The sequence below is a fragment of the Blautia sp. 1033sp1_1033st1_G9_1033SCRN_220408 genome (genome assembly GCF_040929965.1).
Lineage (GTDB): Bacteria > Bacillota > Clostridia > Lachnospirales > Lachnospiraceae > Blautia_A > Blautia_A ammoniilytica.
This window is the reverse complement of the sequence record NZ_JBFKZO010000030.1, coordinates 1-20,374: the sequence shown is the minus strand read 5'-3', so window position 1 is coordinate 20,374 and position 20,374 is coordinate 1. Positions and strand designations below refer to the sequence as shown.

The 20,374-nt window shown below is 42.8% G+C and carries 21 protein-coding genes, 1 tRNA gene, 1 other RNA gene and 1 pseudogene; 16 read left to right on the top strand and 8 right to left on the bottom strand.

Annotated elements, in window-relative coordinates; genetic code table 11:
- Positions 1-69 precede the first annotated feature (69 nt).
- Positions 70-384, bottom strand: a complete 315-nt coding sequence (locus AB5916_RS16040) for a helix-turn-helix domain-containing protein (RefSeq protein WP_368191776.1) — start codon at positions 382-384, stop codon at positions 70-72.
- A gap of 353 nt (positions 385-737) precedes the next feature.
- Positions 738-953, bottom strand: a pseudogene (locus AB5916_RS16035) (leucine-rich repeat protein); the annotation flags it as partial.
- A 138-nt stretch (positions 954-1,091) separates the two neighbouring features.
- Between AB5916_RS16035 and AB5916_RS16030 the strand changes: the two are divergent.
- Positions 1,092-1,739 (top strand): L-rhamnose mutarotase, encoded by a 648-nt coding sequence (locus AB5916_RS16030; RefSeq protein WP_158422557.1) that lies wholly within the window; start codon positions 1,092-1,094, stop codon positions 1,737-1,739.
- Positions 1,740-1,829: 90 nt separating this feature from the next.
- Positions 1,830-2,318: an N-acetyltransferase gene (locus AB5916_RS16025; RefSeq protein ID WP_368191774.1), complete on the top strand. Its 489-nt coding sequence runs from the start codon at positions 1,830-1,832 to the stop codon at positions 2,316-2,318.
- Here the strand turns inward: AB5916_RS16025 and AB5916_RS16020 are convergent.
- Positions 2,303-2,860, bottom strand: coding sequence for an N-acetyltransferase family protein (locus AB5916_RS16020; RefSeq protein ID WP_368191772.1), 558 nt, complete (start codon positions 2,858-2,860; stop codon positions 2,303-2,305). The genes AB5916_RS16025 and AB5916_RS16020 overlap by 16 nt on opposite strands.
- An 80-nt stretch (positions 2,861-2,940) precedes the next feature.
- Positions 2,941-3,014, bottom strand: a tRNA-Pro gene (locus AB5916_RS16015).
- Between the two features lie 123 nt (positions 3,015-3,137).
- Between AB5916_RS16015 and AB5916_RS16010 the strand changes: the two genes are divergently transcribed.
- The 3 genes from AB5916_RS16010 to tadA all read left to right on the top strand — a co-directional run bounded on the left by AB5916_RS16010 (position 3,138) and on the right by tadA (position 5,933).
- A complete protein-coding gene (locus AB5916_RS16010) occupies positions 3,138-4,142 on the top strand; it encodes a DUF6128 domain-containing protein (protein ID WP_368191770.1) in 1,005 nt (334 codons plus the stop codon).
- Between the two features lie 418 nt (positions 4,143-4,560).
- Positions 4,561-5,442, top strand: a complete 882-nt coding sequence (locus tag AB5916_RS16005) for a helix-turn-helix domain-containing protein (RefSeq protein WP_368191768.1) — start codon at positions 4,561-4,563, stop codon at positions 5,440-5,442.
- Positions 5,439-5,933 carry a tRNA adenosine(34) deaminase TadA gene (tadA, locus tag AB5916_RS16000; RefSeq protein WP_368191767.1) on the top strand — a complete coding sequence of 165 codons (495 nt, stop codon included), beginning with the start codon at positions 5,439-5,441 and terminating at the stop codon, positions 5,931-5,933. Before AB5916_RS16005 ends, tadA begins: the two co-directional genes overlap by 4 nt.
- A gap of 54 nt (positions 5,934-5,987) precedes the next feature.
- Here the strand turns inward: tadA and ffs are convergent.
- Positions 5,988-6,242: signal recognition particle sRNA large type (gene ffs / locus AB5916_RS15995), an RNA gene on the bottom strand.
- 142 nt (positions 6,243-6,384) lie between these two features.
- On the opposite strand from ffs, the gene AB5916_RS15990 reads away from it, so the two are divergent.
- The 8 genes from AB5916_RS15990 (at position 6,385) to AB5916_RS15955 (ending at position 13,942) form a co-directional block, all read left to right on the top strand.
- Positions 6,385-7,467, top strand: coding sequence for a 6-phosphofructokinase (locus AB5916_RS15990; RefSeq protein ID WP_158422563.1), 1,083 nt, complete (start codon positions 6,385-6,387; stop codon positions 7,465-7,467).
- A gap of 33 nt (positions 7,468-7,500) precedes the next feature.
- Positions 7,501-9,093 (top strand): DNA polymerase III subunit gamma/tau, encoded by a 1,593-nt coding sequence (gene dnaX / locus AB5916_RS15985; protein WP_368191765.1) that lies wholly within the window; start codon positions 7,501-7,503, stop codon positions 9,091-9,093.
- A gap of 15 nt (positions 9,094-9,108) precedes the next feature.
- The gene (locus tag AB5916_RS15980; RefSeq protein WP_294530622.1) at positions 9,109-9,462 is read left to right on the top strand and encodes a YbaB/EbfC family nucleoid-associated protein; all 354 of its coding nucleotides are present in this window, start codon (positions 9,109-9,111) and stop codon (positions 9,460-9,462) included.
- Positions 9,462-10,058, top strand: a complete 597-nt coding sequence (recR, locus tag AB5916_RS15975) for a recombination mediator RecR (protein ID WP_158422566.1) — start codon at positions 9,462-9,464, stop codon at positions 10,056-10,058. Before AB5916_RS15980 ends, recR begins: the two co-directional genes overlap by 1 nt.
- A 12-nt stretch (positions 10,059-10,070) precedes the next feature.
- Complete coding sequence (locus tag AB5916_RS15970; RefSeq protein WP_368191763.1) at positions 10,071-11,195, top strand: LacI family DNA-binding transcriptional regulator; 1,125 nt, start codon at positions 10,071-10,073, stop codon at positions 11,193-11,195.
- A 306-nt stretch (positions 11,196-11,501) separates the two neighbouring features.
- Entirely contained in the window at positions 11,502-12,158 is a 657-nt protein-coding gene (gene fsa / locus AB5916_RS15965; protein ID WP_158422568.1) for a fructose-6-phosphate aldolase, read from the top strand.
- Positions 12,159-12,176: 18 nt separating this feature from the next.
- Positions 12,177-13,016, top strand: coding sequence for a transketolase (locus tag AB5916_RS15960; protein ID WP_368191761.1), 840 nt, complete (start codon positions 12,177-12,179; stop codon positions 13,014-13,016).
- Positions 13,004-13,942, top strand: a complete 939-nt coding sequence (locus AB5916_RS15955; protein ID WP_158422570.1) for a transketolase family protein — start codon at positions 13,004-13,006, stop codon at positions 13,940-13,942. The genes AB5916_RS15960 and AB5916_RS15955 overlap by 13 nt, the downstream gene beginning before the upstream one ends.
- Here the strand turns inward: AB5916_RS15955 and yyaC are convergent.
- Positions 13,915-14,481: a spore protease YyaC gene (gene yyaC / locus AB5916_RS15950; RefSeq protein WP_158422571.1), complete on the bottom strand. Its 567-nt coding sequence runs from the start codon at positions 14,479-14,481 to the stop codon at positions 13,915-13,917. The genes AB5916_RS15955 and yyaC overlap by 28 nt on opposite strands.
- Before the next feature lie 268 nt (positions 14,482-14,749).
- Here yyaC and AB5916_RS15945 point away from each other — a divergent pair, with 268 nt between their 5' ends.
- The 3 genes from AB5916_RS15945 (at position 14,750) to AB5916_RS15935 (ending at position 18,441) form a co-directional block, all read left to right on the top strand.
- Positions 14,750-16,324: a LysM peptidoglycan-binding domain-containing protein gene (locus AB5916_RS15945; protein ID WP_368191759.1), complete on the top strand. Its 1,575-nt coding sequence runs from the start codon at positions 14,750-14,752 to the stop codon at positions 16,322-16,324.
- A gap of 127 nt (positions 16,325-16,451) precedes the next feature.
- A complete protein-coding gene (locus AB5916_RS15940; protein ID WP_368191757.1) occupies positions 16,452-17,678 on the top strand; it encodes a DUF5711 family protein in 1,227 nt (408 codons plus the stop codon).
- A 49-nt stretch (positions 17,679-17,727) separates the two neighbouring features.
- Positions 17,728-18,441: a CvpA family protein gene (locus AB5916_RS15935; RefSeq protein ID WP_368191755.1), complete on the top strand. Its 714-nt coding sequence runs from the start codon at positions 17,728-17,730 to the stop codon at positions 18,439-18,441.
- Between the two features lie 7 nt (positions 18,442-18,448).
- Here AB5916_RS15935 and AB5916_RS15930 read toward each other — a convergent pair whose 3' ends face one another.
- Together AB5916_RS15930 and AB5916_RS15925 are read right to left on the bottom strand one after the other, a co-directional pair.
- Complete coding sequence (locus tag AB5916_RS15930; RefSeq protein WP_368191753.1) at positions 18,449-18,895, bottom strand: threonine/serine exporter family protein; 447 nt, start codon at positions 18,893-18,895, stop codon at positions 18,449-18,451.
- On the bottom strand, positions 18,892-19,656 hold the full coding sequence (locus tag AB5916_RS15925; RefSeq protein WP_368191751.1) for a threonine/serine exporter family protein: 765 nt from the start codon (positions 19,654-19,656) through the stop codon (positions 18,892-18,894). Before AB5916_RS15925 ends, AB5916_RS15930 begins: the two co-directional genes overlap by 4 nt.
- Positions 19,657-20,374 lie beyond the last annotated feature (718 nt).

Here is a 20,374-nt window from a genome sequence, read left to right as displayed (position 1 = left end):
ACATTTGAAAGAAGATACTGAGGACAAGAAAAGAGTTTTGTTTTCGGTATCTTTTTTTGGATGGATGTTTTATTTTGCGGAAAATTCCCGGGCAATCTGGGCGATTAGCTCAAGCTGTTCTACAGACAGGGTTTTTAGCAGTTCAGTAAGTGCATCCAGTGCATGTGGGACTTTGGTGGTATCATCAAAAAAAGCAGCAGGAGATATCTGTAAATAGTCGCATATATAGAAAAAACACTGCATGGAAGGGAAGGCTTTTCGGTTTTCAATTCGGTTGATATAACTGCCATTTTGCCCCAAATCCAGGCTCATTTCTCTGGCAGACACTTTTTTCTGTTCTCGTAAGGATGTTAATCTTGAGGCAAAAGTCTCTTCATTTATCATAAACAAACTCCTTTTTCAACACTTTATGACATTATATGATATATTTAATATTTTGATAAGATAATAAAGACATATATTTAACGATAATAAGATAATTAATATCTTTGTGAAAAAGAGCTATCTAAGCTGTGAGGGCTTTTCCTCTAATGATTGGTGAGTAATAACATGGAATCCGTTAGTTGGCGAAAAATAATATTCACTGTACTAGTACATCGAATATTAAGTAACTACCATATTGACTTGTTTGATTTTTCATCTGCTGCGTTGGCGTCGGTCGCCGTAGCCACCGCTACGCCTTGCATATGAAGAAACCATTCTGCGTCAATATAGCAGAAACTTAACTTTTGATGTACCTAGGATGACAACTGAACCACTATAGTGATCTTAGTGGTTCTTACAGGCTGGCTCTGGACAGTTACATAAATACTCCTGGTCAGGCCGGTACAATAGGCAAAAGCGTAATCACCAATAGCAGCAGTGTATTCCTGTAAGGTGAGAGATCTAGGGCTGTTGCGCTTGTAAAAGGCGTACATTCCAATGTACGTTACATGATCTGTTAATGTTATGTCTGTAAGACTGAGGTATCCATATGGTGGCTGCGAAAAAGGGTTGCGAAAAGATTATAAAAACATATAAAAGAAAAACGGAATGTGCTATGATAAAAACACTGGTAAAGAATTAAGCGATATAGAATTGGGGGTAAAGAAATGGAAAGACATGCATTTGCTATGCAGATAAAAGAAGGAAGAATGAATGATTACAGGAGAAAGCTTGGGAGAATCTGGCCAGAGCTGACAGCGTTTCTGGATGCTGCTCGGATTCGAAATTTCAGTATCTGGAATGCAGAGGATCTGATCTTTGGATATTATGAAAAAGACCGGAATAAGGAATTGGACCAGCAGTCACAGACAACAAAGGAAAAACTGATCAGTCAGCTGGAAGATACATTTACCTGGTTGTCTGTGCCTGGGGAAGATATGCGGCTTATGTACTATAATTATGGTGTTGTAAGAGAGAATAAAGAAATGATCCGTCACAGGGTCTTTATGACAAAACTGAAGGATGGCTGCGCAGAGGAATATAAGGCACGCCATGATGCTTTGATCCGGCAGCGTGGAGATCAGGTGGATCCAGGACCAGACAGTAATTTTACTATTTGGAGCGCAGGCGGATATATTTTCGGATATAATGAGATTGATACTTCTATGGAAACAGAAGAGACACCAGAAGCACGGGAGGCAACCATTGCCTGGGAGAAACGTCAGCTGGAGATCATGGATTGGATCACAAATGACGTGGACTGGATCACAGGAAGCGTACATGCCAGCGTAAAACGTCTGGGATGGCATAACTGAACAGACAGGCGTAACGGCTGGGATGACATAACTGATAGGCCAGCTTGGCAGCAGCTGACAACAAGAGAACGGCACCGGGAGGGGAAGCAGATGATTATCAGAAAAGCAGAAATAAAAGACCTGGAACAGATCATGGGGATATATGAATTGGCCCGCAGTTTTATGAAGAAGCAGGGGAATGCGTCTCAGTGGGGACAGACTTATCCGCCGGAAGAATTGATCCGGAAAGATATAGAACAAGGGAATTTTTATGTATGCGTGAAGCAGGAGCGGATTGCCGGTGTGTTTGCTTTTATCCTGGGGGAGGATCCTACATATCAGGAAATCCGGCAGGGAACCTGGCACAGCGATCTGCCTTACGGAGCAGTCCATCGTGTAGCTTCTGATGGAAGCACCCGCGGACTGACAAAGGCCTGCTTTGATTTTTGCACAAAGATAATAGATTATATAAGGATCGATACTCACGAAAATAATAAGCCCATGCAGGGAGCCTTACAGAAATATGGATTTCGTGAATGTGGGATCATCCACACAGATGATGGCACACCAAGAATTGCGTTTGATTACCTGAAAAACTGAACAGGTGGCTGATCTGCTTTATGCTCTCCAATGATTTTTTCCATCCAGATCATGTCATACCAGCGACCGAATTTGTAACCGCAGTTATGGAACAGCCCCACAGTCTGAAAGCCAAGATGGGCATGGAACTGCTGACTGTTTTTGCTAAGATATTCATCTTCTGTCTGGGGATAACCAATGCATGCGTACAGATTCAGGATCCCCATTTTTTTTAAACGGTTTGCCAGAGCATCATAAATCCTGCGTCCCAGGCCGCAGTTTCTGGCATTGCGATCCAGATAGATGGAAAGTTCGCAAGACCAGTCATAGGCAGCTCTTCCTACAAAAGAGCCAGCGTAAGCATAGCCCTGTACCTGGCCGCTTTGTTCTATTACCAGGTATGGGTATTTTTGCATAGTGTTTTTCATGCGGATCTGAAATTCTTTCAAGGTTGGAACTACATATTCAAAGGTGATGGCTGTGTGCTTTACATAATAGGAATAGATTTCCAGAATGCGGGGAGCATCTTCAAGAACAGCATTTCTGACGGTGATGGTATCCATAGTTATTCTCCTTTGTATCAAGCGTCTGAAATAAAATGAAAAAGCCTGAAAGCATAATGCTCTCAGGCTTCTATAAGTAGTCGAAGCGACGGGATTCGAACCCACGGCCTCTGCGTCCCGAACGCAGCGCTCTACCAAACTGAGCCACGCTTCGTCAACTGCAAGTGATATTATATTAATTTCTGAAAGGTTTGTCAAGCATTAAATGAAATTAATTTCATGATTCCAGAGATGGTTCATATATATTAATGAAGCGAGAATCAAAAGGGGCAATAACTTGAACGGGTATAGAAGATTTATTGCATATGTATATGAATACAGAAATGGAAGAAAAGCAGAGAATTGTGGCTTTATAAAGCTGGAAGTGCGAGAAGGCAAATGTACCATGGAAATTCATCTGCATGAAGAGAAGCAGATGGAACACTGCAGTATTTATGGATTTATCCGAAAGGAAGGACTGATACTTGGAATTTGGTTGGGAAGTCTTCAGATCAGTAGGGATCCTGCTGTTAATGTGCTGAAGGCTGATGCAGGGAATATGGGAGATGCAGGGGTCGGTTTGGACCAGTTGTGTGGAATGATACTGGAGACAGACACAGGGGCTTTTATGGGAACTCAGTGGGATGACCTGCCTATCCGGCCGGATCATTTTCAGAAACTGGAAAAAAATGAACAGACAGGGCAGAACGAAGGGGTTTTGGCGGAAATTTCAGAACGAAAACAGGAATCAGAAAAGCAGGACAACGAACAACAGAAAAACGAAAAGCAGGAAAATGAACAGCAGAAAAACGAAAAGCAGGAAAACGAACAGCAGAAAAACAAAAAGCAAGACAACGAGCAACAGAAAAATAAAAAGCAGGAAAATGAACAGCAGCAAGAGGGGGAAGCAAGAAAAGAATCAAAAGGCAGAGAACTTCAGGCAGAGTCTATTCAGGAAGAAGCAGAGGAGAGCCCCGCTTTATTCCCGGACTGTGATCAATGCTGGAGGATTTGCCCAGGGGATTTAAGGCAGATTTGCAGAAAAAACTGCGTATATTGTAATAATCGTTTCTTGCAGCATGGATACAGTCATTTCGGATATATTTTGTTGTGCAGGCAGACAGACGGGCAGTACATACTGGGGGTGCCAGGCATCTATGACCAGCAAGAGCGTTTCATGGCAGAGATGTTTGGATTCCCCTGGTTTAAGGAATGGCCTTTACCTGGAATAAAAAACGGAAAGAGCGGGTACTGGTACAGGATCTGTGCTCCCTGTGAAATGCTCCTGGATAGCAGGAGATGATGAAGCAGGCCTGTCATTGGACTCTGGCTGTCCATTGAACTGCTCCGGGGGCTGTTGTGCGTAGTCTTTTAACTGGTAGAAAAGATCGTATTTCATCCGTTTTCCTCCTTAAAAATACGTAATACGGTCAATGCGTCATTGTATGGATGCAGTTGGTTTTATGCTACTGTACGCAGAGTGAACAGCAATGACTTTTTCCTGCTTTCAGAAATCACTTTACAGTTTCTGCTGTTTTCTGATATAATTATATTTCAGATAAGAAAGTAAAAAAACAATATTAGTGTCATAAAATATAAAAATATAGACAAAATAGCAGATGTAATATTAAAAATACATTCCAAATAGCTATCGGTGATAGCAGAACACCTTACGGAAGAATATCTGCTGAACAGGGACTTTGTAAAAATAGGCAGGTAAAATGAAAATTAGGATCAAAGAAAATCAGCAAGAGGCAATCCAGGGGATCACACAGGAATATCCATACGCCTACCATCATGTGAATATAAAAAAGACAAAGGTCCCCTGGCACTGGCATGAAGAACTGGAATTGAATTATGTGGAAGCTGGCTGTGTGAAGGTTTTTACTTCTGGTAAATCTTATATATTCCAGAAAGGACAGGCCTATTTCATAAATTCTAATGTTCTTTGTTCCATGGAAGATGGGGGCGGAGACCAGGCCTGCGTGCTGGAGTCTCATTTGTTTCATTCAACGCTTCTTGCAGGACATTTTAAAAGCATTTATGAAACAAAATATTTAGCACCTATTCTTCAGAATCGTCATCTTGAGATTTTGGGGATTGCCGGAGAAATCAAAAGACAGAGAGAATTGCTGGCAATGCTCATTAAGCTTGGGCGGATGCAGGCGATGGAGAATGTGGAATTTCAAACAAGGAATCTGCTTAGTGAAATCTGGCTGCTGTTGATGGAAGAAGCCAGGGATATGTTTCAAGGGTCAAAAAGAGGACCGTATTCAGAAAATCAGACCAGGATCATGGACATGCTGTCTTATATTCATGAGAATTACGATCACAAGATCCTGCTGGAAGAAATAGCAGAGGCTGCATCTGTAAGCAGTCGGGAATGTATCCGCTGCTTTCAGGAGTGTATCCACAAAACTCCCTTTGACTATGTGCAGGATTATCGGATCAGGCAGGCCGAAAAATTGTTGACAGAAACCGATTTGTCTGTGACAGAAATTGCATATGCCACAGGTTTTTCAGGCAGTGCCTATTTTGGAAAAGTATTTAAAAATCTTACTGGAAAAACACCAGGGAATTATCGAAAAGGAAAAGATAAATGACTGAACAGGAAAAATATATGAAAGAAGCCATCCGTCAGGCAAAAAAAGCACTGGCACTGAAGGAGGTTCCCATTGGCTGCGTGATTGTATATGAAGGAAAGATCATTGCAAGGGGTTATAATCGGAGAAATACGGATAAGAATACCCTTTCCCATGCAGAATTGAATGCAATAAAAAAGGCAAGCAAAAAGCAGGGGGACTGGAGACTGGAAGGGTGCACCATGTATGTGACCCTGGAACCATGCCAAATGTGTGCGGGGGCTCTGGTTCAGTCACGAATTGATGAGGTGGTGATCGGCAGTATGAATCCTAAGGCCGGATGTGCAGGATCGGTATTAAATCTTCTTGAAATGGATGGGTTTAATCATAAAGTAAAGGTGACAAGGGGCGTTTTGGAAGAAGAGTGCTCTCATATGCTGTCTGCTTTTTTTGCAGATCTCAGGGAAGAAAAAAAGCGCCTGAAAATACTGGCGCGTCAGAAAATGAATTAAAATATGAAATTGTTATAATAATAAAAGAATATGTGGTATATTTATTTTTGCGCGCCGCACCTCGGAATGCATCCACAGACGTTACCTTTACAGTTAACTCGGCCCAGGCGCCCTCACGGCACACAGAAGCTTCTACTTAGTGCTGCTACATTCCTGTCCTGACACGGTTCATAGATTCCTGTTGCGTAAGACCCAGACGTCAACGCCACTTATAAAGGGCAGCTCCACAGATCACAAGCCTCAGATTGGCATCACCCCTGCTGTAGCGGATTGCAGGTACAGGGCACCGCTATCTCCCCGGCTGCGCGGAATTTATTATATGTAGTTTTGACGGATTTGTCAAGGCTTTTGGGAGATTTCAACTATTTCTTGTTGTGCGAAAAAATATTTTGGTATATAATAATTAAGATTTTAAGACCGTGTGAAAACACAGAAATGGAGGGTAGGAATTATGATCAAAAGGATCGGTTTGCTTACAAGCGGCGGTGACTGCCAGGCATTAAATGCCACCATGCGAGGCGTAGTAAAGGGACTTACCAACAGTGTGGACGAACTGGAAGTATATGGCTTTGACGATGGATATAAGGGCCTGATCTACGGGAAATACAGGATGCTGACTTCCAAAGATTTTTCTGGCATACTGACGCAGGGAGGTACGATTCTGGGCACATCCAGACAGCCCTTTAAGCTGATGAGAGTTCCGGATGCCAACGGTCTGGACAAAGTAGAGGCCATGAAGCGGACTTATTACAAGCTGTGCCTGGATTGTCTGGTGATCCTGGGGGGTAATGGTACACAGAAAACAGCCAATCTGTTAAGAGAGGAAGGGCTGAATATCATCCATCTTCCGAAGACGATAGATAATGATATCTGGGGAACAGACATGACTTTTGGTTTCCAGAGTGCGGTGAATATTGCTACGAATGCCATTGACTGTATCCATACAACAGCAGCATCTCATGGACGTGTGTTTATTGTTGAGGTTATGGGACACAAGGTTGGCAGCCTCACCCTTCATTCAGGAATTGCAGGCGGTGCTGACATTATTTTGATCCCAGAGATCCCTTATGATATCAAGAAGGTTGCTGAGGCTATCAACAGGAGAGCCAAAGCAGGCAAGCGATTTACGATCCTTGCAGTAGCAGAGGGAGCTATTTCTAAAGAAGATGCTAATCTGCCTAAGAAGAAATACAAAGAAAAACTGGAAGCAAGAGCCAAGAAGTATCCGTCTGTTTCTTATGAGATCGCAGACCAGATTTCTGCTGAGACAGGGGCAGAAGTAAGGATCACGGTTCCGGGCCATACCCAGAGAGGTGGAGAACCATGTGCTTATGACAGGGTTCTTTCTACTAGGATTGGCGCAGGCGCTGCAGAGGCTATCTTGGACGGAGAATATGGTGTGATGATCGGTATTGTTGACGGCAAGATCAAGAGAGTGCCGCTGGCAGAGTGTGCTGGTAAATTAAAAACCGTAGATCCGAAGGATCAGACTGTGCTGGCTGCAAAGCAGATCGGTATCAGTTTTGGAGATTAAGGGACAAATGTCTGAAATACAAGGAGCTGATTTATGAGTTATACTGCTCTCTACCGGAAGTTCAGACCGGATAATTTTGAGGATGTCAAGGGACAGGATCATATTGTGACAACATTGACGAACCAGATCAAGGCCAGCCGTATCGGACATGCCTACCTGTTCTGTGGTACCAGAGGTACCGGTAAGACAACTGTGGCCAAGATTCTGGCGAAAGCAGTAAACTGCAAACATCCTGTCAACGGAAGCCCCTGTAATGAATGTGAGATGTGCAAAGCGATTCAGGCAGGGACATCCATGAATGTAATTGAGATAGATGCTGCATCTAATAATGGTGTGGATAATATCAGGGAGATCCGTGAGGAGGTTGCATACAGGCCTACAGAAGGTAATTACAAGGTTTATATCATTGATGAGGTTCATATGCTTTCCACAGGAGCATTTAATGCACTGTTAAAGACACTGGAAGAACCGCCTGCTTATGTGATATTTATCCTTGCCACAACAGAAGCCCACAAGATCCCGATCACTATCCTTTCCAGATGCCAGCGTTATGATTTTCACAGAATATCCATTGATACCATTTCTGCCAGACTGGAGGAGCTTCTTAAGATTGAAGGAGTGAAAGCAGAAGAAAAGGCGGTTCGCTATGTGGCAAAGGCAGGGGATGGTTCCATGCGTGATGCACTCAGTCTTTTGGATCAGTGTATTGCTTTTTACCTGGGACAGGAGTTGACCTATGACAAGGTACTGGAAGTTCTCGGGGCCGTGGATACGGAAGTGTTCAGCCAGCTTCTGCGTAAGGTGATTAACGGAGATGTGACAGGTGCCATTCGTACATTGGAGGATCTGATCACAGGCGGCCGGGAACTAAGTCAGTTTGTAGGAGATTTTACCTGGTATATGAGGAACCTTCTTCTTGTGAAGACCTCAGAAAATCCGGAGGAGGCGATAGATGTTTCCTCTGAAAATCTGAAGCTTCTAAAAGAAGAAAGCCAGATGGTAGATACAGAAACATTAATGCGCTATATACGGGTTTTTTCGGATCTGTCCAGTCAGATCCGTTATGCCACTCAGAAGCGTGTGCTTATAGAAATCGGTTTGATCAAGCTTTGCAGGCCTGCCATGGAAACAAACCTGGATTCTGTGCTTGACAGACTGAGAGTGCTGGAGCAGAGAATAGATGAGGGTGCAATAGTGCAGCAGACTGTGGTACAATCAGGTGGTGTAGTCCAACAGACCGGGGCGCAGCCTGCACAGGAAGAAAAGAAGCCTGCGAAAGCAGCACCTGAGGATCTGCAGAAGATCGTTGCCGGATGGCGGGCGATCGCAGGGCAGACTACCGGAGTGTTCAGAGATCAGCTTTTAAAGGCAGTTCCCAAGTACAATGGCGATACAGGCGAACCTGTATTATATGTGGAATTTCAGGACTTTCTTGGCAAGAATTATGTGGATGATCCTGAAGCCAGGCAGGAACTGATGGATATTATTGCTGCACAGACCGGAAAAGCAGTTGAGGTGCAGCTGTTGGTGGCAAATAATCATTCGTATACTAATTTGTCCAAGGTGACTGTGGACGAAGCAATCCGTCAGAATATCCATATGGATGTAGTTATAGAAGAAGATTGACAGGAGGAGTTTATTATGGCAAAACGTGGAGGATTTCCAGGCATGGGTATGCCGGGAAATATGAATAATCTTATGAAACAGGCGCAGAAAATGCAGCGCCAGATGGAAGAAAGCCAGAAAGAATTAGAAGAAAAAGCGTTTACAGCTTCAGCTGGCGGCGGGGTAGTTGAAGTAACTATTTCCGGTAAAAGAGAAGTAACCAAGGTAAAGATCGATCCGGATGCAGTAGATCCGGACGATGTGGAAATGCTGGAAGATCTGATCGTAGCGGCGACCAATGAAGCACTTCGCAAGGTTGAGCAGGAGTCTACATCCATGATGTCCAAGCTGACTGGCGGTATGGGCATGGGCGGAGGCCTTCCGTTCTGATGGAATATTACAGCAGCCATATCAACCAGCTGATCCAGCAGCTGTCATCCCTTCCCGGGATCGGAGCCAAATCAGCTCAGCGCCTGGCTTTTCATATTATTAATATGCCAAAGGATCAGGTGAACCAGCTTACCTCTGTAATCACCCAGGCAAGGGAAAAGGTACAGTATTGTAAATGCTGCTGTACCCTGACGGACCAGGAGATCTGTCCTATCTGTGCCAATCCCAGGAGAGATCATTCCACTATTATGGTGGTGGAAAATACCAGGGATCTGGCGGCCTACGAGAAGACAGGCAGGTTTGAGGGTGTCTATCATGTCCTTCATGGAGCAATTTCCCCTATGCTGGGGATTGGCCCAGATGATATTCGGCTGAAGGAACTGATGAAACGCCTTCAGGGCGATGTGAAAGAGGTTATTATTGCTACCAATTCCAGTCTGGAAGGGGAAACTACAGCAATGTATATCAGTAAGCTGATCAAGCCTACCGGGATCCGGGTTAGCCGCATTGCCAGTGGAGTGCCGGTGGGAGGCGACCTGGAATATATTGATGAGGTAACACTTCTGCGTGCGCTGGAAGGCAGGGTGGAACTGTAGGAGGTAGGACCTGTGGCAAAGAAAAAAGCGACCTCATCGGATGTTGCTGAAAGGGCAGGTGTTTCTCAGGCAACAGTTTCTATGGTTTTAAACAAAAAATACAACGTTTCTTTTTCAAGGGACACTGTAGAAAAGGTGGAAAAAGCTGCCAGGGAACTGGGATATCAGCTTCCCAGCCACAAGAACAAAAAGGCTGATAAAAAAGAAAAACTGATCGTGGTGTTCTGCCCTACACTTACCAGCCCCTATTATGTGCTTTTGCTGCAGGGGATTGAATCTGTGGCCAATGAACAAGGGTATGGAGTGTTTATTTGTAATACTCAAAGAGATGCAGCATTTGAGGAAAAGTATCTGCGGATGATGGCAGATATACGGCCCCAGGGGATTATTTATGCATGCAATCCTCATCCTGATTTTCAAAAGCAGGTGGAGGACATGGCAAAAGAAATTCCTCTTGTGATCATCAGCAACAAGGAGCGTACCACAACTGTGGATGCCATTAATCAGGATAATACGGTAGTTGGCAGGCTGATGGCCCGGCATCTTTTGGATCTGGGACACAGGGATGTGGCATTTATCACACCGCCGCTTACCAAAAGACAATGGCAGCGGTCAAAGCGTATTGAAGGCTTTGTGAAGGAATATGAAAATGCAGGCCTTTCCGGGCATGTGATCATTAAGGTGGCAGATGAGTCTATGGACAGGCAGCTGCCCCGTATGGATACAGAATACTCTATGGGCTATGAGCTGACTATGGAGCTTCTTTCCGAGAACCGACAGTTTACAGCCATAGCAGGACAAAATGATATGATGGCGATCGGAGCATTGGATGCATTGCAGGAAGCCAGGCTTCATGTGCCCAGGGATATTTCTGTGATCGGATGTGATAATATTTTTTATTCCGGGATCCGCAGGATCGCACTGACGACGATTGAACATTTTGTGGCGCTGAAGGGCAGGGATGCCTGTGATATCATTATCCGTAAGATCGGCACCAAGGACAGCTTTTTTTCAGATATACAGCCTACAAGCCTTTATAATATTGAATATTCCCCCAGAGTAATTGCCAGAAAAACTACTGGTTATGCGAAGGTGGAAAAAAAGATAAAAAAGCAGAAGACAAACAAAAATAAATAAAACGAGCTAAAAATATTAATAATAATCTGAATGATCGCAGTTGCAGAAAACGATAAAAAGATTGATTTTCCTGTACATTCACATTGATATTTCCTTGTAACGACTAATGATTATTTATAAAACGAGTATTTATTAATAAAAAAGCTATTAATAAATATCGTCTGGCTTGACCTTGCAAAAGAGTCTGCTATAATTAAATTATCAGTGACTATGAGGTATTAATCAGTTACGAGTATCAAAGAAAAAGAATGGCCTAAATAAGGCCAGGGATGTAAGCTTAAGCTTAAGAAAGAGGAGGAAAATGCAATGAAGTTTTTTATTGACACAGCAAAGGTAGAGGATATTAAAGCAGCAAATGATATGGGGATTATCTGTGGTGTTACCACAAACCCTTCTCTGATCGCAAAAGAGGGCAGAGACTTTAATGAAGTTATCAAAGAGATCACAGAGATCGTTGACGGACCGATCAGCGGTGAGGTTAAGGCTACCACAACAGATGCAGAAGGTATGATCCGTGAGGGTCGTGAGATCGCTAAGATTCATCCTAACATGGTTGTTAAGATCCCGATGACAGGAGAAGGCCTGAAGGCTGTTAAAGTTCTGTCCAAAGAAGGAATCAAGACAAATGTTACTCTGATCTTCACTGCAAATCAGGCACTTCTTGCTGCAAGAGCAGGTGCAACCTATGTATCTCCGTTCCTTGGCAGACTGGACGATATTTCTACAGATGGTCTTGACCTGATCCGCCAGATCGCAGAGATCTTTGCAGTTGCAGATATCAAGACTGAGATCATTGCTGCCAGCGTTCGTCATCCGGTACACGTTACACAGTGTGCTCTGGCAGGTGCAGATATTGCCACTGTACCATATAAGGTGCTTGAGCAGATGCTTCATCATCCGCTTACTGATGCTGGTATCGTTAAATTCCAGAATGATTACAGAGCAGTATTCGGAGATAAATAAGTAAAAAGGAGAACTATAATGGAGAATTTAGAGCTTCAGAAAATTGCGAATGAAGTCCGCAAGGATATTGTCACCGCAGTCCATGCAGCAAAAGCCGGCCACCCGGGCGGATCTTTGTCTGCAGCAGATTTATTTACATATCTTTATTTTGAAGAATTGAACATTGATCCTAAGGATCCGAAGAAGGCTGACAGAGACCGTTTTGTACTTTCTAAAGGTCATACAGCTCCGGGACTGTATTCTGTTCTTGCAGAAAGAGGATATTTTCCAAAAGAAGATCTGAAGACACTGCGTCATCTGGGATCTTATCTGCAGGGCCATCCGGATATGAAACATATTCCGGGTGTGGATATGTCAAGTGGATCTTTGGGACAGGGGATTTCTGCAGCTGTAGGTATGGCACTTTCTGCAAAACTCAGTGGAGATTCTTACAGAGTGTACACACTTCTGGGAGACGGTGAGATACAGGAAGGACAGGTCTGGGAGGCAGCTATGTTTGCCGGTGCCAGAAAGCTGGATAATCTTGTAGTGATCGTGGATAACAATGGCCTGCAGATTGATGGCAGGATCGAGGATGTTTGCTCTCCGTATCCAATTGACAAGAAATTTGAAGCTTTTAATTTCCATGTGATCAATGTGGCTGATGGAAATGATATGGAGCAGCTTCGTAAAGCCTTTGCGGAAGCAAAGACAGTAAAGGGCATGCCTGTAGCCATCGTAATGAAGACTTTAAAAGGAAAGGGTGTTTCCTTTATGGAAGATCAGGCAGGCTGGCACGGAAAAGCTCCAAATGATGCAGAGTATGCACAGGCAATGGAAGATCTGGAAAAGGTAGGTGAAGCATTATGTCAGAAGTAAAGAAGATCGCAACAAGAGCCAGCTATGGTAATGCACTGGTAGAATTAGGCAAAAAACATGAGGATCTGATCGTTCTGGATGCTGACCTTGCTGCAGCTACACAGACAGGTATCTTTAAGAAGGAGTTTCCGGAACGTCATATTGACTGTGGTATTGCAGAGTGTAATATGATTGGTATTGCAGCTGGTCTCGCAACTACCGGTAAAGTACCTTTTGCCAGTACATTTGCAATGTTTGCAGCAGGCCGTGCTTATGAGCAGGTACGTAATTCTGTAGGCTATCCTAAGCTTAATGTAAAGATCGGTGCTACTCATGGTGGTATTTCCGTAGGCGAGGATGGTGCTACCCATCAGTGCTGTGAGGATTTTGCACTTATGCGTACCATTCCTGGAATGGTTGTCGCAAGCCCATCTGATGATATCGAGGCAAAGGCCATGGTAGAGGCTGCATATGAGCATGTAGGCCCTGTATATATGAGATTTGGAAGACTGGCAGTACCGGTGATCAATGACAGACCAGATTATAAGTTTGAACTTGGCAAAGGTATTGTCCTTCGTGAAGGTAAGGATCTTACCATTATTGCAAACGGACTTTGCGTAGCAGCATCCATGGAAGCAGCCGAGAAGCTGGCAGCAGATGGTATTGATGCAAAGGTGATCAATATTCATACCATTAAACCGTTGGATGAGGAGCTTGTAGTAGCTGCTGCAAAGGAGACTGGTAAGGTTGTAACTGTTGAGGAGCATTCCATTATTGGCGGTCTTGGCGGTGCAGTATGTGAGTGTTTGGCTGAGAAGGCTCCTGTTCCGGTTAAACGTATCGGTATCAATGACGTATATGGTGAGTCAGGTCCTGCTGTAGCTCTGCTTGAAAAATATGGACTTGATGCAGACGGTATTTACAAACAGATCAAAGAGTTTGCATAACTGTGATCCTCAGAAAAGATTTCCAATATTGCTCCTGTGATGGTTTCCGCCAGGTCAATGACTGTGGCAAGGCGGGTAGTCTGCAGGGTAAGCGGATGGAGAAATCCTGAGATGTTTACAATTCCGGTAATATGAATATCTCCCACTGGGGGAAGATTTTTCTGAACACCAGCACCTGGGTATAAGGAACCATTTCCGATGGTGATATATCCCAGGTGCTTTTTTGCACCCAGAGAAGCATCAATTGCGATCACAAGGGCGTTTGAATGATGTTTTTGTATGTGCTTCAGGCTCTGCTCTAGATTTAATGCATGTACAGGGGCGTTCAAGGTTCCGTACACAAAGACACCAGGCAGCTTTTGCTGACTAAGATGCCAGCCTACGTACGGTCCCAGGCAGTCGCCGGTTGCCCGGTCACTGCCAATACACAGGAATACGATTTCCGACCATTTACCTGTATGATGTAATATAAATTTTTTTAAAAGATACGCAACCTCCCCAGAAGGATTTTTACCCTTTCCGTTTATATAAAAAGCCATAATTCCTCCATTGTCTGTGACTGTCTTGTTTTCATGATATCCGGAAAAAAGAAAAAATATTCATAGCTGTGAGCGCATTGAACAATTGCAGATATTTGCAGCTATCTAGCAGGAAGGATTTATCCAGGTATTTTTAATTCCGAAGAGGCTTTCCGGCGGGCAATGAGACTTGTAAGATTCTGTCGGCAAATTTATGGGGATACCTCTTATATTATGATAAAATCTGCATTTCTCATATGCTATGCTGTACCGGAAGGGGTGATGAAAGATGATTGAAGTTGTTTACAAGGATGAAAAAAGGGAAGTACAAAAGAATGAAGGGAATTTTAACCTTCCAAGAAATATACGGCAGATCGGACAGATCAGAGGAAATTACAGAATCTATATGGAAGACTATGTGTATACTTTCCTTGGGAGGCTATCTGCAGCTGCTTGCAAAGACGAGGAAAAAAAGGGAAGCCTGGCTGTATTCACAGGGGAGATGCAATGGGAAGACGGAACAGGATATCTTTTTATTAGGGGAGCACTTCTTGCAAAATGCCAGGATTTAACACCTGAACATATTGATCTTTCAGAGGAAGTATGGATCACAATACAAGATGAGCAAAAGCAGTATTTTCCGGAACAGCATATTCTGGGATGGTATTTTGCATTTCCTCAGATGGCGGTTGAAATTACAGAACTTATGCAAAAAATACATCTTCAGTATTTTGGCGGAGAAAAGGTCCTGATGCTGGCGGAACCAACAGAAGGGGAAGAGGCTTTTTTTCATTATGAAAATGGTTTGATGGCAAAAGTTAAGGGCTATTATATTTATTACGAAAAAAATGCTGCTATGCAGGAATATATGGTTCAAAAGAATCAAATCCTGAAACCGGAATTTACAGAAAAATGTAGTGACGAAGCAGTGACAACTTTCAGAAAGATCATCCAAGAAAAAAAGAACAAAAGCAACGAAGCAGAGACGGAGGTACATACCTCTGTTTTTTCCTATGCAGCCACTGCATGCATTCTTTTGGCTCTTCTGGCGGTAGGAACAGGATTGTACCGGAATTACCGGGAGTTTCAGGACATAAAGGAAAATGTACCCTCATCATCTATGGCAGTAGGGACAGATGTAAAGAAAAGAGAAGATGCTGAAAATGTCAATGCAGAAAGTACAAGTACAGAAAGTATAAATACAAAAGGTTCAAATACAGAAGGAGTAAATACAGAAAGGGAAAATGCAGAAAGTGCAAATGCAGAAAGTACAAATACAGAAATTGTAAATACAGAAAATGTAAATACAGAAAGTACAAATACAGAAAATGCAAATCCGCAGAATCAGGATGAGGATAGCTGGGAGGAAGTTCCGGTTACAGAAAAACCTCAGGAGAGCAGAACGGAAAATAGTTCTGACGAAAATGCGGTAGAAGAAACAGGCAGTTCAGAATTTTATCGTCAGGAATCAGATGAGCGAAAAGCGAAGCGCAGGGAAGCTTTGACCAAAACAACCACCGAAGACAGCACAGGAGCAGACATAAGAGGTGATATGGCAAATTCAGCTATAGAAGAATCGGATATAGAAAATGCTGTTGCAGAAAATACAGAAATAAAAAATGAGGATATAGAAAATGCGGAAGATCCAAGTACTGCTGGTGTGGATACTGGCACTACAGAAGGGAAAATGGTGGAAACCTCCGGAAATGCTCATGATACTTATGTAATCCGCCCTGGGGATACCTTATATCAGATCAGTATTGAAAAATACGGATCAATGGATGTAATACGGGAAATATGTGAATTGAATGGAATTGCAGAGAATCAGATTATTTATCCAGGACAGGTGATTGTACTCCCTTAGAGAAATGTGATATAATGTGTCGGGCAGATGCTCTGCGTCATAAACGCAGAGCAGCTGACTTTCATATTTGGAGAGGTTTGCAAGGCAGACATATACACACAGATAGAAGTGCAGGGAAAAGGTGAATATGGCGAACACATTTAAAGAAATAAAAAGAAAAATACGAAGAAGACGGCTGCGGATCCAGAGGGAAAAACTGGCGCAGACAGGCAATGGAAAGCATAAAAAAAGTGTGGGGAAATATATGCCTGATACAATGCGGCGAGGGCTGATGATTGCAGCCGCCGCAGTGGCATTGATTTTCCTGGTTGTTCTTTATATTCAGAAGCGAAGCTATCATGATTACAAGATTTTGAAAACCAGTGAACAGGAAGATACAGTTTCTACCAATTATGCGGAAATGGATGGAAAGATTCTCCGTTACAGTCATGATGGGGTATCTCTTGTGAACAAAAATCTGGATACTTTGTGGAGCGAAACTTACGATATGCAGACACCGATGGCTGATGTATGCAGCGGTAAGGCAGTGATCGCAGATAAAGATGGTACATCCATCCGTATTTATGACAAGAACGGACTGACTGGAAGTGTGACTACGTCTTATAACATAGTAAAGGCAAAGGTATCCAAATCCGGACTGGTTGCTGCGATCCTGGATGGAGGAGATGACACCTGGATTAACTATTACAGCACAGATGGAAGTCTGATCGCAGAGAACCAGACGAAGATCGAAGATCCGGGATATCCTCTGGATGTTTCCATTTCAGATGACGGGATCATTATGATGGTGGCTTATCAATATGTGGACGGTGGGGAAACCACCAGTTATGTGGCATTTTATAATTTTGGTGAAGTAGGACAGAACGATGATGACCGGATCGTAAGCGGCTTTACATATGAAGGCGTAGTTGTTCCACAGATCCAATGCCTTAGCAGCCATCAGGCTGTTGCAGTAAGGGATGATGGATTTACTTTATATAAAGGCCGTCAGATTCCTAAAGAGAGCCAAACCATAAAAGTGGATAAAGAAATTGTCAGTACCTTTTATGATGATGAAACCATTGGCCTTGTGTTTAAAAATGACAGTAAAGATAAGCTGTATACAATGGAAGTGTACTCTGCTTCCGGAAAAATGAAATTTAAAAAAGAGTTTAATATTCCTTACAGCACGATTCGCATGAGTGATGGAAATATCCTGATGTTTAACAGCTCTCAGATCTGTGTTCTTGATGGGAAAGGAAATGAGAAATATACAGGGACAGTGGACGGCGATATCAATGATTTCTTTAAGATTGGATGGAACCGGTATCTGCTGGTATTGGACAGCGGTGTTAATGTGATCAAATTCAGTTGATAAAATACCTGTGCAGAATATAAGCAGGAGAAAACAAGAGAGGGAGAAGATGAATCTGACCTGGCTAGGGATTGTCGTACTTGTATTGATTGCAAGTGCATGTATAACTGGATTTCAGAAAGGGTTTGTGAAAGAGGTTGTAGCTACATTTTTTGTATTATTTTCCATTATTATTTCCGGCGCATTAAATCCATATGTAAGCAGCTTTCTTAGGGAGAGAACGCCAGTTTATAATATGGTTAAGGAAAACTGCCGGGGGGTTGTAGAAGAGAAACTGGATGGAACCTCCGACGGTTTTGGAGAGCAAAAGCAAAAAGAGTTTGTTGATGACTTGAATCTGCCGGAGTTTATCAAGAAAAACATTCTTGAGAACAACACTGCTAAAGGATATCAGCAGCTTGCTGCGAATACGTTCTCCGAATATATAGCGGATTATCTGACCGGGATCGTGATGAACGGAATTTCTTTTTTGATCACGTATTTTCTGGCAAGGCTTTTCATTGGATTTTTAATAAAAGTACTGGATATATTAACCAAATTTCCAGTGGTACATGGGATGAATAAACTGGCAGGAGCACTGGTGGGCGGAGCAAAAGCGATATTGCTCCTATGGATCGCATTACTTTTACTTACAATTTGTTATAATACCCAGATTGGGAAAATAGGTATCCAGATGGTAGAAAAAGACCCGTTTTTAAGTTTTATGTACGATAATAATTTTCTGATCCGTATTTTTATAAATATTCTTCAGGGCTTTCAATAAGTAGTAATCAGTGCTGCTTTGCCCTAATACTTCTGAAGAAATAACAGATCGCCCATGCGATACTCATTCCAGCTGCGATACCGAAAGCAAAGAGAAAGGTATCACGTCCGTATGTCAGTGCTTTTATGGTGTTTCCTTCTACAATACTGCTCATACAGTAATAAAGTGTGCTTCCTGGAATCAATGGAATCACGGAGGTAACAAAAAAAGAGGTAGAAGTTCCTTTACATATTCTTGCAAGGATTTCGGCATACACATCTGCAATAAAACCAGCCAGCAGTGTAGGCAGAAAAACATTTCCCCAAAGCACTTTTCCTAAAATAAATACCAGCCAGCTAAGTATTCCACCTGCAGCAGCCAGCGGCAGGTGTTTGTTTTTCATATGAAAGAGAATACCGAATGCGGTAGAGCCCAGGGCCCCGGTGATCAGTTGTATAATCATTGTTGTGTTCAAAGCCCAAACCTCCTAAATAAAATAATTGACCCCATAAATCCAAGCGCCAGCGCAGCTGCCAGAAGCAGAGATGCTATCAAACGGATAATTCCTGATAGAGTATCGCCGATGAGTACATCACGAATAGCGTTGGTTGACATAAGACCTGGAATCAAGAGCATAATATCGCCGATCATGATTTTATCTATATGAAGCACAGGGCAAAGCAAAGTGAAACAACAAATTACACAGCCGGTGAGAAAAGAGGCGGTAAACTGAAATGTCACTTCATTCATGCATAACGGGCGAAGATACTGTTGAAAAGTCCAGATCAGAACAGCTCCAATTCCTGCTGCAATGGCGTCAGAAAGACCTCCGCCATAAAAGAAAGTGAAGCTGCAGGTTGCAAGAATGGTTCCGAGAAGCCTCCAAAGGGGATGTGACTTATCTGTATTGATCATATCAAATTCTTTTTGCAATTCTGCCGGAGACACAGGGTGGCTGCAGAAGCGGCGGCTTAAATCATTCAGCTGCTCCAATTTGGTGAAATCATTCCCGCCTCCTTCGCGAATCCGGCGGGTTTGTGTTTGGGCAGCCTCTCCGGGAAATTCTATCGTAATAACAATGCTGGATGTGATCACGAACACATTCATCTGGGTGGCACCACAAGCATACCCCATTCTGTTTAACGTATCTTCTACTCTGAAAATCTCTGCACCGCTGTTTAACAGTGCATCGCCCATATCAAGAAAAATATGTAAATAGTCTTTGCATACCTGCATAATGGATGCTCCTTTAATTGGAAAAGACGCCAGCATAAAAAGGTATAGCGGCGACTTATTCCGATATATTTTAATAGCTTCAGTAGCTTCAGTATAAAGCTGAATTGTGGTCAATACAACCTTAAATATTGCAATGAGATGATGGTATCTGCAGTATGCAGTATGCCATGTAAAAAGCTACAAAAGTATCAGAAAAATTAATGCAAAAAGGGGCTTGACGAAGAGTGGAAAGAAATGGTATACTGAAACACGCTTCAAAGAAATATGTGTACAGAATTGTATGACATAATAAAAAAGAAGCAAAAAATAAATAAAAAAGATGTTGACAAATGAAACTGCTTATGATAAAGTAGTCAAGTCGCCAACACGGATGACAAAACTTCATCTTCAAAGAGCTTGAAAAACTTCAAAAAAGTTGTTGACAAACAAAAGAAGATGTGGTAAAGTAAATAAGCTGTCGAGAGACAGTGAGAAGCAATGAACATTGATAACTAAACAGTGAAACACATACGATTCTCGAAAATTCTTTTACACACTACGATCACTTAATGAAGCGAAGCTGAGTTTAGTGAGAGTGCGGTTCGGTTTTTAAGAAACCGAACTTCATTGTTTGAGTGAATGAACTTTAAAACAGTAATGATGAGAGATAACTAAGCTAGTTGGTTGTCTTGAGACATCAAACTTTATCAGAGAGTTTGATCCTGGCTCAGGATGAACG